14 protein-coding genes are annotated in these 14,121 nt (G+C 46.1%); 6 read left to right on the top strand and 8 right to left on the bottom strand.

Annotated elements, in window-relative coordinates; all coding sequences use genetic code 11:
* Positions 1 to 197: 197 nt before the first annotated feature.
* Genes hemG through ACTS60_RS01545 form a run of 3 tightly spaced genes read right to left on the bottom strand, consistent with a single transcriptional unit; the run spans position 198 to position 2,862 of the window.
* Positions 198 to 725: a menaquinone-dependent protoporphyrinogen IX dehydrogenase gene (hemG, locus tag ACTS60_RS01555; RefSeq protein WP_440886873.1), complete on the bottom strand. Its 528-nt coding sequence runs from the start codon at positions 723 to 725 to the stop codon at positions 198 to 200.
* A 9-nt stretch (positions 726 to 734) separates the two neighbouring features.
* Positions 735 to 2,192: a TrkH family potassium uptake protein gene (locus tag ACTS60_RS01550; protein WP_440886872.1), complete on the bottom strand. Its 1,458-nt coding sequence runs from the start codon at positions 2,190 to 2,192 to the stop codon at positions 735 to 737.
* Between the two features lie 46 nt (positions 2,193 to 2,238).
* The gene (locus tag ACTS60_RS01545) at positions 2,239 to 2,862 is read right to left on the bottom strand and encodes a YigZ family protein (RefSeq protein WP_143691624.1); all 624 of its coding nucleotides are present in this window, start codon (positions 2,860 to 2,862) and stop codon (positions 2,239 to 2,241) included.
* A gap of 267 nt (positions 2,863 to 3,129) precedes the next feature.
* On the opposite strand from ACTS60_RS01545, the gene fadB reads away from it, so the two are divergent.
* The 3 genes from fadB to acuI all read left to right on the top strand — a co-directional run bounded on the left by fadB (position 3,130) and on the right by acuI (position 7,708).
* Entirely contained in the window at positions 3,130 to 5,301 is a 2,172-nt protein-coding gene (fadB, locus tag ACTS60_RS01540) for a fatty acid oxidation complex subunit alpha FadB (protein WP_440886871.1), read from the top strand.
* A 14-nt stretch (positions 5,302 to 5,315) separates the two neighbouring features.
* Entirely contained in the window at positions 5,316 to 6,491 is a 1,176-nt protein-coding gene (gene fadA, locus ACTS60_RS01535; RefSeq protein ID WP_440886870.1) for an acetyl-CoA C-acyltransferase FadA, read from the top strand.
* Between the two features lie 236 nt (positions 6,492 to 6,727).
* Positions 6,728 to 7,708 carry an acrylyl-CoA reductase (NADPH) gene (gene acuI, locus ACTS60_RS01530; RefSeq protein ID WP_440886869.1) on the top strand — a complete coding sequence of 327 codons (981 nt, stop codon included), beginning with the start codon at positions 6,728 to 6,730 and terminating at the stop codon, positions 7,706 to 7,708.
* A gap of 73 nt (positions 7,709 to 7,781) precedes the next feature.
* On the opposite strand, the gene ACTS60_RS01525 is transcribed toward acuI, so the two are convergent.
* Positions 7,782 to 8,723 carry a LysR family transcriptional regulator gene (locus tag ACTS60_RS01525; RefSeq protein ID WP_440886868.1) on the bottom strand — a complete coding sequence of 314 codons (942 nt, stop codon included), beginning with the start codon at positions 8,721 to 8,723 and terminating at the stop codon, positions 7,782 to 7,784.
* Positions 8,724 to 8,890: 167 nt separating this feature from the next.
* Positions 8,891 to 9,073 carry a hypothetical protein gene (locus ACTS60_RS01520; protein WP_045386113.1) on the bottom strand — a complete coding sequence of 61 codons (183 nt, stop codon included), beginning with the start codon at positions 9,071 to 9,073 and terminating at the stop codon, positions 8,891 to 8,893.
* A gap of 132 nt (positions 9,074 to 9,205) precedes the next feature.
* On the opposite strand from ACTS60_RS01520, the gene tusA reads away from it, so the two are divergent.
* Complete coding sequence (tusA, locus tag ACTS60_RS01515; protein ID WP_010444805.1) at positions 9,206 to 9,454, top strand: sulfurtransferase TusA; 249 nt, start codon at positions 9,206 to 9,208, stop codon at positions 9,452 to 9,454.
* A gap of 43 nt (positions 9,455 to 9,497) precedes the next feature.
* Here the strand turns inward: tusA and ACTS60_RS01510 are convergent, their stop codons facing one another.
* Together ACTS60_RS01510 and ACTS60_RS01505 are read right to left on the bottom strand one after the other, a co-directional pair.
* On the bottom strand, positions 9,498 to 9,758 hold the full coding sequence (locus ACTS60_RS01510; protein WP_038885251.1) for a hypothetical protein: 261 nt from the start codon (positions 9,756 to 9,758) through the stop codon (positions 9,498 to 9,500).
* A gap of 159 nt (positions 9,759 to 9,917) precedes the next feature.
* Entirely contained in the window at positions 9,918 to 10,472 is a 555-nt protein-coding gene (locus ACTS60_RS01505; RefSeq protein WP_010444803.1) for a TMEM165/GDT1 family protein, read from the bottom strand.
* 483 nt (positions 10,473 to 10,955) lie between these two features.
* Between ACTS60_RS01505 and glyQ the strand changes: the two genes are divergently transcribed.
* Together glyQ and glyS are read left to right on the top strand one after the other, a co-directional pair.
* On the top strand, positions 10,956 to 11,873 hold the full coding sequence (gene glyQ / locus ACTS60_RS01500) for a glycine--tRNA ligase subunit alpha (protein ID WP_038885249.1): 918 nt from the start codon (positions 10,956 to 10,958) through the stop codon (positions 11,871 to 11,873).
* Positions 11,874 to 11,886: 13 nt separating this feature from the next.
* A complete protein-coding gene (gene glyS / locus ACTS60_RS01495; RefSeq protein WP_440886867.1) occupies positions 11,887 to 13,953 on the top strand; it encodes a glycine--tRNA ligase subunit beta in 2,067 nt (688 codons plus the stop codon).
* Positions 13,954 to 14,012: 59 nt separating this feature from the next.
* Here the strand turns inward: glyS and ACTS60_RS01490 are convergent.
* Positions 14,013 to 14,121: integrase core domain-containing protein (locus ACTS60_RS01490; RefSeq protein ID WP_440886874.1), on the bottom strand; the 109-nt coding region annotated here is incomplete at its 5' end.

Raw genomic sequence — 14,121 nt, 5'->3', positions numbered from 1 at the left:
TCAAACTTTTTTCAAGCGTTTCCGCTCGGCTAATTGGCTTGCTAACTCAACCTCGTTTCTTTCGAAGCGTTGCCGTGTCAGCGAGGTGGCATTATAGAGATTGCGATCACATTGGCAAGCCCTTTTTGACGTTTTTTTTGAGTTTTTTATTGTTCGGGCAAAATTTCATCAAAAGCAGTCAAAAGAGCACGTTATTTCTACAATTCTTTGAATTTATCTGCGAAAAGAGCCACTTTTTCCCAATTAGTGTATTCCACTTCTTTGGTTGTATCGGTTTCACCGCCTGTCATCGACATAATGAACTTAATCATGGTTTTGTCGAACCAACTATAACGAGGGTAATAAAGCGCACCAGCGAACACACCGATTAACGTTGGCTTCCAAGGTGATTTAATTAGGAACTTGCGAATGTAAGCACTGCCTTCAGGAGTATCCTTTCCTTGGTCTTCTTTGCGAGCAGTTAGATTTACGCAGAAAAACGCCACTTTACTTTGCACCAGTTGAGCCAGGTTTCGCTCAATAAACTGGTATAGCTTCTTATTAAGGTGGCCGTAACGAATAGAAGCTCCGATCAGTACTCTATCGTATTGGCTAAAATCAATTGTCTCTACATTATGTAAATCCACCAGCTCGCAATCGAAGTCTGGTAGTTGCTCATCTATATAATGAAGAATTTTTTTTGTCTGCCCTTCACGGGAAGAGTATAGAAATAATGCTTTTGCCACGATTTCCCCTTAGCTGCGCCAAAACGTCGGCGTAAGTAGAATAAGTAAGGTAAAGATTTCCAAACGGCCAAACAGCATAGAAACAATCAATACCCATTTTGCTTTGTCATTCACATCACCAAAGTGAAGTGCCACTTCCCCCAGACCTGGACCGAGGTTGTTTAGGGTCGCAGCTACCGCCGAAAATGCACTTAGCTCGTCCATCCCAGTTGCAATCAAACCCAACATACAAACCACAAATACCAGTGCATATGCAGAGAAGAATCCCCACACCGCATCAACAACACGTTGTGGTAGCGCACTACCACCCACTTTGATGGTGTAAACCGCACGCGGGTGAACCAAACGCTTGAGCTCACGCGCACCTTGTAAGGTCAGTAGCAAAATACGGATCACTTTCATGCCGCCGCCTGTCGAACCAGCACAACCGCCTATAAAAGAAGAGAACAATAGCAATACTGGTAAGAATAATGGCCAATCAGCAAAGCCGGTCGTTGTAAAACCAGCAGTAGTAGAGATAGACACGGTTTGGAATAGCGCCTGGTCAAAAGCATCATATGGCGAGTCATATGAATGGTGATTCAACAATAATAAGAAGCACACCAAAAACAGGACAACTTGGATGAAGATGAACGCGCGGAACTCTGGATCTTTCCAATAGTATTTAGGGTGCACGCCACCAGACGCAAACGCAGCGAAGTGCAAAGAGTAGTTACATGCCGAAATCAACAAGAAGACAACGGTAATCATGTTAATCGCATAGCTATCGAAATAGCCCATACTAGCATCGTGGGTAGAAAAACCACCGATGGCAATGGTTGAGAAGCTGTGACTGATGGCATCAAATGGCGTCATGCCCGCAAACCAAAACGCCACAGCACACGCGATAGTCAAACTTAAGTAGATGTACCAAAGTGCTTTTGCTGTTTCTGCAATACGTGGAGTCATCTTAGTGTCTTTAACTGGCCCCGGTATTTCCGCGCGATACAACTGCATGCCACCGATACCAAGAACAGGAAGAATTGCTACCGCCAATACGATGATACCCATACCACCAAACCACTGTAGAAGCTGGCGATAAAACAGAATCGCTTTTGGCAATTCGTCCAATCCGACAATAACCGTCGCGCCAGTAGTCGTTAAGGCAGAGAAAGACTCAAAAAAAGCATCAGTCACAGATATATTGGGATTATCTGAGATCAGAAAAGGGATAGAGCCTGCACTACCTAGTACGGTCCAGAAGAGAACAACAATTAAAAAACCATCACGCGCTTTAAGCTCGTGTTTGTGCCTGCGGTTTGGGAACCAACATATCCCACCACATAACAAAAGCACGAAAAAAGTCGTGACAAAAGGTACACCCGCACCATCTCGATAGATAAGCGCAACCAGTGCTGGTGCGAGCATTGTGACACTAAAAAGCGCGAGCAATAGCCCGACGATTCGAATAATTGAACGAAATTGCATGGATTGATTGACTAGCGAAGCTGTCCCTGTGGCTTCCTATTTTTCATTATTGTCCGTCTAGTGGGGTGACAACTGCCTTTGCACCACTTTTGTTGATGATAGCTTGGGTAAACGCGCTCACTTCACGTAGCTCAATTTCCACCACTAATACCACCTGATCGCTGTATTCAGCATCCACTTCAACCGCGCCAAACTGGGGCATGAGTGACTGTGCGATAGGCATAAACCCATAGTCTAACTCTAGTCGGAGTTTTGTGGTTATTTTTTTCTCAATTGTTTGAAGCAGCTTGAGCGCTTGTTGCACACCACCACCATAAGCTTTGACCAAACCACCCGTACCAAGCTTGATGCCGCCAGAATATCGAGTAACCACCGCGGTGATCTCACCAACTCCAGAGCCAGACAGTTGAGCGAGGATTGGTTTACCTGCCGTCCCTGATGGCTCTCCATCATCACTAAAACCCCACTTCATCGAATCTTCTGGTCGACCAGCAACAAATCCCCAGCAGTTATGCCTTGCATCAGAGTGTTTGGTTTTGATCTGCTCAACGAATGCCTTCGCAGCTTCCACGCTGGGCGTATGAGCTAAGTAAGTAATAAAGACACTCTTTTTGATCTCTTCTTCAAATTGAGCGGGCTGGGCAGGAATCAGATAAGGCTGGTCATTCATAGGATTAGGTCACTTTTCTCTTTGACCAAAGTCTATCACGAGACGGAATTATGAGTCGCATAAGATCTGCACTAGTGCACAATGTTAAACACTTGTTTAAAAAATGTATTGAAATTAACCAATCCACGGTCCAAACTAACCTCACTGGTCTAACCAGAATAAAAATAAAACGACTTTCCTCTATATCTATTTGTTGCCCGATAGGCGCTCAGCCCGCATCAAATTGGTATACAGACAATCCAAGATTGTATGTCATGGAGATAGACAATGATTTACCAAGCCGAAACCCTACAGGTAAAGGAAGTACAAGATGGTATTGCAGAACTGCGCTTCTGCTCTCCAAAATCCGTTAACAAGCTCGACCTAGCGACACTAGAGTCACTCGACAAAGCCCTTGATGCGCTAAAAGCACACCCAGGACTGAAGGGCTTGATGCTCACCTCAGATAAAGACGCGTTCATTGTTGGCGCTGATATCACCGAATTCTTAGGTCTTTTTGCCAAGACAGACGCTGAGCTCGATCAGTGGCTGCAATTTGCTAACAGCATCTTCAATAAGCTGGAAGACTTGCCTGTCCCAACTATCTCGGTACTAAAAGGCCACACGTTAGGTGGCGGTTGTGAGTGTGTGCTTGCAACTGATATGCGAATTGGTGACAAAACCACCAGCATCGGTCTACCAGAGACAAAATTAGGCATCATGCCGGGCTTTGGTGGTTGTGTACGTCTGCCACGTGTTATCGGTGCCGACAGTGCGATGGAAGTGATCACACAAGGTAAAGCGTGTCGTGCGGATGAGGCATTAAAGATTGGTCTTCTGGATGCGGTTGTCGATAGCGACGCACTTTACGAATCAGCACTCAAGACACTGACCTCCGCAATCAACGAGAAGTTGGACTGGCAAGCTCGTCGTAAGCAAAAGACATCACCACTTACGCTAAGTAAGCTCGAATCAATGATGAGCTTTACCATGGCGAAGGGTCTAGTGGCACAAAAAGCAGGTCCTCACTACCCTGCTCCAATGACAGCCGTTATTACTATTGAAGAAGGTGCTCGCTTTGCTCGTAACGAAGCACTCGACATTGAACGTAAGCACTTCGTAAAACTGGCTAAGTCTGAAGAAGCAAAATCACTGGTTGGTTTATTCCTCAACGACCAATACATCAAAGGGCTTGCTAAAAAATCAGCTAAGTCAGCGAGTAAAGACACGCAACGTGCAGCTGTACTTGGTGCAGGTATCATGGGCGGCGGCATCGCTTACCAATCTGCATTAAAAGGCGTGCCGGTGTTAATGAAAGACATCGCGCAACCTTCACTCGATTTAGGCATGACTGAAGCATCTAAGCTGCTGAATAAACGCTTATCTCGTGGTCGTATTGATGGCTTTAAGATGGCTGGTATTTTAGCGTCTATCACACCGAGCCTACATTACGCAGGCATCGAAGAATCAGACGTGATTGTTGAAGCCGTAGTAGAAAACCCGAAAGTAAAAGCAGCAGTTTTGAGTGAAGTCGAATCACATGTCGGTGAAGACACGGTTATCACCTCAAACACCTCGACGATTCCAATCAATCTATTAGCAAAATCGCTGAAACGCCCAGAAAACTTCTGTGGCATGCACTTCTTCAACCCAGTACATCGCATGCCTCTTGTTGAGATCATCCGTGGTGAACATACCTCTGATGAAACCATCAATCGCGTTGTTGCGTACGCAGCGAAAATGGGCAAATCACCAATTGTCGTTAATGACTGCCCTGGGTTCTTTGTAAACCGCGTATTGTTCCCATACTTTGGTGGCTTCAGCATGCTACTTCGCGATGGTGCTGACTTTACGAAAATCGACAAAATCATGGAACGTAAGTTTGGCTGGCCGATGGGACCTGCATACTTGCTCGATGTTGTTGGTATTGATACTGCTCACCACGCACAAGCCGTTATGGCACAAGGCTTCCCTGAGCGTATGGGCAAACAAGGTCGTGACGCAATAGATGCGCTGTTCGAAGCAGATAAATACGGCCAGAAGAATGGCAATGGCTTCTACAGCTACACCATAGATAGAAAAGGTAAGCCGAAGAAAACCTTCTCTGAAGAAATCTTGCCGGTACTCGCTGACGTTTGTGCCGATAAGCAGGACTTTGACGATCAGACCATCATTCAACGTATGATGATTCCAATGATCAACGAAGTGGTACTGTGTCTACAAGAAGGCATCATTGCCACTCCACAAGAAGCGGATATGGCTCTGGTTTACGGTCTTGGTTTCCCTCCATTCCGCGGTGGCGTATTCCGCTACCTAGATAGCGTAGGTATTGCTGAGTTTGTTGCAATGGCAAAACAATACTCAGAGCTCGGTGCAATGTACCAAGTACCACAGATGCTGATTGATATGGCGGCGAAAGGTGAAAGCTTTTACGGTGCACAACAGCAAGGTTCTATCTAAGGAGGGATTCTAAAATGACTAATCAAACAAGAAATGTTGTCGTAGTCGATTGTCTACGTACGCCAATGGGTCGCTCTAAAGGTGGTGCTTTCCGTCATACTCGAGCAGAAGATCTATCTGCGCGCCTGATGAAGGGCATTCTTGCGCGTAACCCACAGGTGAACCCAAGTGAGATTGAAGATATCTACTGGGGCTGTGTACAACAAACACTAGAGCAAGGCTTTAACGTTGCTCGTAATGCAGCGCTGCTTGCTGGCCTACCAATTGAGATTGGTGCCGTGACGGTGAACCGCTTGTGTGGTTCATCAATGCAAGCGCTTCACGACGGTACACGTGCCATCATGACAGGTGACGCTGAAATCTGCCTAATTGGTGGTGTTGAGCACATGGGACACGTACCAATGAACCACGGCGTGGACTTCCACCCTGGTATGTCAAAGACAGTTGCAAAAGCAGCAGGCATGATGGGCTTAACCGCTGAAATGCTTGGTAAGCTGCATGGCATTAGCCGTGAGCAACAAGACGAGTTTGCTGCGCGCTCTCATGCTCGTGCACATGCTGCAACCGTAGAAGGCCGTTTTAAAAACGAAATCCTACCAATTGAAGGTCATGCGGCTGACGGCACGCTGTTCACTCTGGATTACGATGAAGTCATTCGCCCTGAAACATCCGTTGAAGGTCTGTCTCAACTTCGTCCTGTTTTCGACCCAGCCAACGGCACAGTAACAGCCGGTACATCTTCGGCGCTGTCTGATGGTGCATCAGCGATGTTGATCATGAGTGAAGAGAGAGCCAATGAACTTGGCTTGAAGATTCGTGCACGCATTAAAGGTATGGCCATTGCGGGCTGTGATCCTTCTATCATGGGTTACGGTCCTGTACCTGCGACGCAAAAAGCACTCAAACGTGCTGGTCTTTCAATTGAAGACATGGATGTGGTTGAGCTAAACGAAGCATTTGCAGCGCAATCTCTACCGTGTGCTAAAGACTTGGGTCTGCTTGATGTGATGGATGAGAAGGTCAACCTTAACGGTGGTGCGATTGCATTGGGTCACCCGCTTGGTTGTTCTGGCTCACGTATCTCAACAACGTTAATCAACCTTATGGAAGCGAAAGACGCGAAATACGGTCTGGCAACCATGTGTATCGGTTTAGGCCAGGGTATTGCGACCGTATTTGAACGACCTTAGGTTATTTGAGAATCGCAGCAAATACTCCAATACTGAAAAGTTTTAGGTTTACACTTAAGGGCGGCATCTGATGCCGCCCTTTGTTTTACGCCAAACATTGCTTACATGCACAAAAAGCATACATTAAATGTTCAAGTTTCATTTTATTCATAGACAAAGAAGACATACACTTAGCACCAGTTGATATCTTGCTGCATGTGACCCAGAGTCACGCTACCGCACAATCGGAGAACCTTATGTTTAATGCTCTAGTTCTAAATCAAGAAGACAAACGTACTATCGCTAACATCGAGCAAATCGATGAAACACAATTGCCTGAAGGCGACGTTCTGATTGACGTTGATTACTCATCGTTGAACTACAAAGACGGCCTTGCGATCACAGGTAAAGGTAAAATCATCCGTAACTTTCCGATGGTGCCGGGTATTGACCTAGCAGGTACGGTAGTAAGCTCAGAAGACGACCGCTACCAAGCAGGCGACAAAGTTGTTCTTACTGGTTGGGGTGTAGGTGAAAACCATTGGGGCGGTATGTCTCAACGTGCTCGTCTAAAAGCGGATTGGCTAGTACCACTACCAAAAGGTCTGGACAGCAAGAAAGCAATGATGGTGGGTACTGCTGGCTTCACTGGCATGCTATGTGTTCAAGCACTGCTTGATGCAGGCATCAAACCTGAAAATGGCGAAATCCTAGTAACTGGCGCAAGTGGCGGTGTAGGCTCAGTAGCCGTAACGCTTCTAGCACAGCTTGGCTACAAAGTGGCAGCCGTGACAGGTCGTGTTGAACAAAATGGCCCGCTACTGGAAAAGCTAGGTGCTAGTCGCATCATCGACCGTGTTGAATTTGAAGAGCCAGCACGTCCGCTTGAAAAACAAGTATGGGCAGGTGCGGTTGATACTGTGGGCAGCAAAGTACTAGCAAAAGTATTGGCACAAATGGATTACAACAGTGCAGTTGCGGCTTGCGGTCTTGCAGGTGGCTTCGACCTACCAACCACAGTGATGCCATTCATTCTACGTAACGTTCGTCTACAAGGTGTGGATTCTGTTTCATGCCCATTTGAAAAACGTACTGCAGCATGGGAAAAATTGGTTGAGCTACTACCAGACAGCTACTTCGAACAAGCTTGTACTGAGGTAGAGCTAGCAGAAGCACCAAAATATGCTGAAGACATCACAAACGGTCAAGTAACTGGTCGCGTGGTTATCAAGCTATAAGCGTTAACTCTTTAATAGAATAAACAAAGCCGGGTCATCACCCGGCTTTTTGCTATTTGGATTGTAGGAAAAATTAGTCCAATCCCATATCTTCAATTCGTTTGGCAATAAGACGGCTACATTCTTCTCGAACCACCGCACGCAACCATTCTTGAGCGGGAGAGTGCTCGCAACGTGCATGCCAAATCATCGAATATTCAAACGGCGTGAATTGGAATGGTAATGGCTTCACCACCAAGTCATAACGATCAGAAACCAAGTACGCTAAATCGGCAGGTACGGTAATAATGATTGGCAGAGTATCAACAATCGCCAGCGCCGCTTCCAAGTGATAAGCGCGCAATACCATCTGACGCTGCGGCTTCTCCACGAGCGCTTGTTCAATCAACGCTTTAACCCCATCACTGATGGCAATCATGGCATGCGGATGACTGAGATAATCATCCAGACTCATCTCTTTATCAGCTAGCGGATGCTGCTTAGATAGCAGACACAACACACCAACTCGCCCTAACACTTCACTACGCAGTGGCTCCACTGGACCTGTTGGACGACAAATCGCTAAGTCCGCGCCTTCATATGTTAATTGATCAGATAAGCGGTCGTGTTGCAGCGGCAAGAAGTTAAACGACACATTCGGTGCTTCTTGATAAATACGCGGCAAAGCAAAAGGCAAAATGGTTTGCATCGCGTAATCGGTGGTCGCGATAGTAAACGTCTGATCGCAACTGCGTGGATCAAACTCACGTGGAGAAAGTAATTGGCGCAGCGATTCCAGCGGTTCACCCAAAGAGCGATCAATTTCTAACGCTTTCTGGGTTGGGATCAAGCGCTGACCCTGGCGAGTAAACAGTGGGTCACCAAGCAGATCACGTAAACGCCCTAGCACACGACTCATAGCCGATTGGCTCAAATTCAAACGAGTGGCGGCTTTACTGACGCTGCTCTCTTCAATCAACACACGTAGTGCAACCAATAAGTTCAGATCTCTACGGTAGATGTCTTCTAATTCCACGATTTGCCACTTACCATGTTGGGGATTTAGATAAATTGTACTCTTCAGGCAAAAAAAATCCCGCCTTTCAGCGGGGAAGCCCAAGAAAAATGGGGATAGTGTCGGAATGAAGTGTCGTTAAACTTGGTGAGCGGTATATCAATAGGTTCCGATTACAGCAAGAAGCGCTAATTTTCTTGCTCAGATGCACCTGACCATTTGTGCATCTCAATCCAAATCCCAATAATGGTTGCACTCATGCCTAAAAGAGGCATCAATGAGGTTTCAGCTGGCGTTCGAAGCACTAATGCACAAAACGAGATGAAACATAAAACCGAATAGATGGTTAGTCTGTCTAACGCTGTTAACATCGTCTCTCCTTGCCAGTTGTTACCAAATTGTTAATTTAAGGTAAAACAAAAAAATCACTTTGCCAAGTGGTTATTGAATATTTTTTCAACGAAAGTAAAATTCACCGCTAAGTTAGTTACGAGAATCACATTATGAGTTTTAATCCTGAACTGGCGACCAAGACATTAGAGGCGGAAGGATTACGCTGCCCAGAGCCAGTAATGATGGTCAGGAAGACAATTCGAAACATGCAAGATGGTGAGGTATTGCTGGTAAAGGCAGACGACCCATCCACGACTCGAGATATCCCAAGTTTCTGTCGATTTATGGACCACCAGTTGGTTGCAGCGCAAACAGAACAGCTTCCATACCAATATCTAATTAAGAAAGGTTTGGAATAATCTCAGCAAGATCAAAAACGGCAGCCCAAAGGCTGCCGTTTGTTTATTCATCGTATTCTAGTGTGCGAAGTTCAGATTGTAGCTTATTTAATTGTTTTCTCATTGCACGCATCTCTTCGTGCATAGGAATAATATGCGCGACCCGAATCCATGCTTCTACCGTTAAGCCGGTAAGAATGAAGGTCCCTGCTACAATCGGCAACCACATATCAGTCAGCACCATCGCCAACAAGCACAGCGCCAAACCAAAGGTGAATAAATAACTCTGACTCTTTGGGGACATCCCCATATAACGTGTAAGCATAAACTTGCCCTCTCGCCATCATTCACACCATTAAAGTACCATGACAAGTATGGCACTAATATGTCACCCGTCACGGTCTTGATGATTTTGAGCCAGAGTTTGAACTCGCGCATTACTTCACTAGTTATTGATAATTCAGACCATTTTATGTGCAATGAATCAGAACAATGCCGCTCCGATAGCTAGCGCGATAAACAGGAATGCGGTCACCTTACGAATCAACCCTAAAGGCATCTTATCCGCCGAGAGTTTGCCGATTAAAACCACAGGAACGTTGGCAAGCAACATACCAATCGTGGTACCAAGAATCACCCAACTCAATGCATCTGCGTATTGCGCACCCAAGATAGAAGTGGCGATCTGAGTTTTGTCGCCAATCTCTGCAACGAAGAAAGCAATAAAACTAGCAATGAATGGGCCTCGGTTAGAGATCTGCTCGTCATCATCTAACTTATCAGGGATCAGTACCCAAGCCGCCATGGCGACAAAACTGACCACTAGCACCCACTTAAGGACTTCTGGTGAAAGGTAATCGGCCACAACCACACCTAACCATGCAGCCAAAGCGTGGTTGGCAATCGTTGCCAAAAAGATTGCTGCAATAATTGGGATTGGCTTGCGGTAACGACTGGCAAGCAATAGAGATAGCAATTGGGTCTTATCGCCAATTTCTGCTAACGCTACAGTAGTAATTGAAATAGCTAAAACGCTCACGACATGCTCATTGGGGCGGGATAATTATTTTTAACCATAGACAAACCTCACGCCCCACCCCGGTTCGTGATGATTTGTCTAAGGTCTTGCTAAACCCATCAGGCTGATGAGTCTCGAGCGCCATGGTGATTTTGCACCAATTATGTTGACGAACGAACCGGATGAAACAGACATTTCATCGAGTAAGCTACTCCCCAAAGACAGGCGCAATTCTAGCCATGTTTCCCCACCACCTCAAGAGTGAAAGCCAGCGAAAACTCCCTTTTAGGAAAAATTCAGCAGATAAAGCGGTAAAAATCCATTAAAGGAGAAAATTGCCCACGAATTAATCAAGATTAGCTCTACTCCCATGCTCAATATCTGGGTATACTTGATCGTTATTTTATTCAACCGTCATTACTTTGAATCCTCACTGTTGAGGCTAGAAAACCCAACAAAAGAGACGAATTCACAAGTAATAAGAGAATCGCGCGAACCTGACTTATGCAAAAATACGATATCAAAACCTTCCAGGGAATGATCCTCGCGCTGCAGGATTATTGGGCTCAAAATGGTTGCACCATTGTTCAACCGCTAGATATGGAAGTAGGTGCGGGTACCTCTCACCCAATGACATGTCTACGAGCGCTTGGCCCAGAGCCAATGTCTACAGCTTACGTACAACCTTCACGTCGTCCTACTGATGGTCGTTACGGTGAAAACCCTAACCGCCTTCAGCACTACTACCAATTCCAAGTAGCGCTAAAACCATCGCCAGACAATATCCAAGAGTTGTACTTAGGTTCTCTAGAAGTACTTGGTATTGACCCACTTGTGCACGACATCCGTTTCGTAGAAGACAACTGGGAAAACCCAACACTAGGCGCATGGGGTCTAGGCTGGGAAGTTTGGCTAAACGGCATGGAAGTGACTCAGTTCACTTACTTCCAGCAAGTCGGTGGTCTTGAGTGTAAACCAGTAACCGGTGAGATCACTTACGGTATCGAACGTCTAGCAATGTACATCCAAGAAGTAGATTCAGTTTACGATCTTACTTGGAACATCGCACCAGATGGCAGCAAAGTGACTTACGGTGATATCTTCCACCAAAACGAAGTAGAGCAATCAACTTACAACTTCGAGCACGCTGACGTTGAATTCCTATTCAGCTTCTTTGAACAGTGTGAGAAAGAGTGTAAAGAGCTGCTTGAGCTTGAAAAGCCACTACCACTACCAGCTTACGAGCGCATCCTTAAAGCAGGTCACGCATTCAACTTACTAGACGCACGTAAAGCGATCTCAGTAACTGAACGTCAACGTTACATCCTGCGCATCCGCAACCTGACGAAAGCAGTTGCAGAAGCATACTACGCATCGCGTGAAGCCCTTGGCTTCCCAATGTGTAAGAAAGAACAAGCGTAAGGGGTAGAGTAACATGGCAAAAGAATTTCTAATCGAACTAGGTACAGAAGAGCTACCACCAACGCAACTACGTACTCTAGCTGAAGCATTCGCAGCAAACTTCGAAGCTGAACTAAAAGGCGCTGAGCTTGCTCATGAAGGCGTGCAATGGTTTGCAGCTCCTCGTCGTCTTGCACTTAAAGTAGCAGCACTAGCAGAAAGCCAGTCTGACAAAGTCGTTGAAAAACGTGGTCCTGCGGTATCTGCAGCATTTGACGCAGAAGGTAACGCAACTAAAGCGGCTCAAGGCTGGGCACGCGGTTGTGGTATCACTGTTGACCAAGCAGAACGCATGGTAACAGACAAAGGCGAATGGCTACTGTTCAAACAAGAAGTGAAAGGTCAGCCAACGTCTGAGATCGTAGTTGAACTTGCAGCGAAAGCACTAGCAAACCTACCTATCGCAAAACCAATGCGCTGGGGTAACAAAACGACTCAATTTATCCGTCCAGTTAAGACGCTAACCATGCTAATGGGCAGCGACCTAATCGAAGGCGAGATCCTTGGTGTCGCTTCTGACCGCATTATCCGTGGTCACCGCTTCATGGGTGAGCAAGAGTTCACTATCGATTCTGCTGAGCAATACCCTGCGATCCTAGAAGAGCGCGGTAAAGTAATGGCAGATTACGAAGCGCGTAAAGCAATCATCCTAGCTGACGCACAAAAAGCGGCAGCAGCAGTTGGCGGTATCGCTGACCTAGAAGATGACCTAGTAGAAGAAGTAACATCTCTGGTTGAATGGCCAGTAGTACTAACAGCGAAGTTTGAAGAAGAGTTCCTAAAAGTGCCTTCTGAAGCTTTGGTTTACACCATGAAAGGTGACCAGAAGTACTTCCCTGTTTATGATGAAAACAAGAAGCTACTACCTAACTTCATCTTCGTATCGAACATCGAATCAAAAGAGCCTCGTTACGTAATCGAAGGTAACGAGAAAGTGGTTCGTCCTCGTCTTGCTGACGCAGAGTTCTTCTTCAACACAGACCGTAAGCGTCCGCTTATCGACCGTCTGCCTGAACTGGAGCAAGCGATCTTCCAAAAGCAACTGGGTACGATCAAAGACAAAACAGACCGCATCACTGCACTAGCTGGCTACATTGCAAAACAGATTGATGCTGATGTAGAAAAAGCGACACGTGCTGGTCTACTAGCGAAATGTGACCTAATGACCTCTATGGTATTCGAATTTACGGATACTCAAGGTGTAATGGGCATGCATTACGCGAAGCACGACGGTGAAGATGAGCAAGTTGCTTTAGCGCTTTACGAGCAATACATGCCTCGTTTTGCCGGTGACCAACTACCAAGCACAGATATCTCTTCAGCGGTTGCAATGGCAGATAAGCTAGACACTATCGTTGGTATCTTCGGTATTGGTCAAGCACCTAAGGGCTCGGATCCATTCGCACTGCGTCGTGCATCACTAGGTGTACTGCGTATTATCGTTGAGAATGGCTACAACCTAGACCTTGTCGATCTAATCCGCGAATCGAAAGTCCAGTTTGGTAACAAACTTACTAACGAGAATGTTGAGCAAGACGTGATTGATTTCATGCTAGGTCGTTTCAACGCATGGTACAAAGACGAAGGTTTCAGCGTAGACATCATTCAAGCAGTACTGGCGCGTCGTCCGACTAAACCAGCAGACTTCGACCAACGTGTTAAAGCGGTATCTCACTTCCGTGAACTGGAAGCGGCAGAGTCTCTAGCAGCAGCGAACAAGCGTGTTGGTAACATCCTAGCGAAATTCGACGGCGAACTAGCAGCAGACATCGATCTAGCACTTCTACAAGAAGACGCAGAGAAAGCACTAGCAGAAAGCGTTGAAGTAATGACAGAAGCGCTAGAGCCAGCGTTTGCAACTGGTAACTACCAAGAAGCGCTAAGCAAGCTAGCTGACCTACGTGAACCAGTTGATGCGTTCTTTGATAACGTAATGGTAATGGCAGACGACGAAGCACTTAAGAAGAACCGTCTGACTCTACTAAACAACCTGCGTAACCTGTTCCTACAGATCGCAGATATTTCTTTGCTTCAAAAGTAATTCATTACTCTTCGAAGTGATTAAGAATGACCCGTCCTGATATGGGTTGACACTTTTAGTTAAAACGCTCGATGAACTTCATCGGGCGTTTTGTATTTTAGAGCTGTATGTGGTCTCTGTTCATTATAGAGTTTCACAGACTCAGCGACCATTTTCTTAGCTTCATTC

This window comes from Vibrio sp. WZ-1, assembly GCF_052037695.1.
Lineage (GTDB): Bacteria > Pseudomonadota > Gammaproteobacteria > Enterobacterales > Vibrionaceae > Vibrio.
This window is presented reverse-complemented; position numbering and strand designations above follow the sequence as displayed.

Coding starts and splice junctions, on each gene's coding strand:
- fadB (WP_440886871.1), top strand. CDS start 3,130: ATGATTTACCAAGCCGAAACCCTACAGGTAAAGGAAGTACAAGATGGT.
- glyS (WP_440886867.1), top strand. CDS start 11,887: ATGGCAAAAGAATTTCTAATCGAACTAGGTACAGAAGAGCTACCACCA.
- ACTS60_RS01520 (WP_045386113.1), bottom strand. CDS start 9,073: ATGTTAACAGCGTTAGACAGACTAACCATCTATTCGGTTTTATGTTTC.
- tusA (WP_010444805.1), top strand. CDS start 9,206: ATGAGTTTTAATCCTGAACTGGCGACCAAGACATTAGAGGCGGAAGGA.
- ACTS60_RS01550 (WP_440886872.1), bottom strand. CDS start 2,192: ATGCAATTTCGTTCAATTATTCGAATCGTCGGGCTATTGCTCGCGCTT.
- ACTS60_RS01545 (WP_143691624.1), bottom strand. CDS start 2,862: ATGAATGACCAGCCTTATCTGATTCCTGCCCAGCCCGCTCAATTTGAA.
- ACTS60_RS01510 (WP_038885251.1), bottom strand. CDS start 9,758: ATGCTTACACGTTATATGGGGATGTCCCCAAAGAGTCAGAGTTATTTA.
- glyQ (WP_038885249.1), top strand. CDS start 10,956: ATGCAAAAATACGATATCAAAACCTTCCAGGGAATGATCCTCGCGCTG.
- acuI (WP_440886869.1), top strand. CDS start 6,728: ATGTTTAATGCTCTAGTTCTAAATCAAGAAGACAAACGTACTATCGCT.
- fadA (WP_440886870.1), top strand. CDS start 5,316: ATGACTAATCAAACAAGAAATGTTGTCGTAGTCGATTGTCTACGTACG.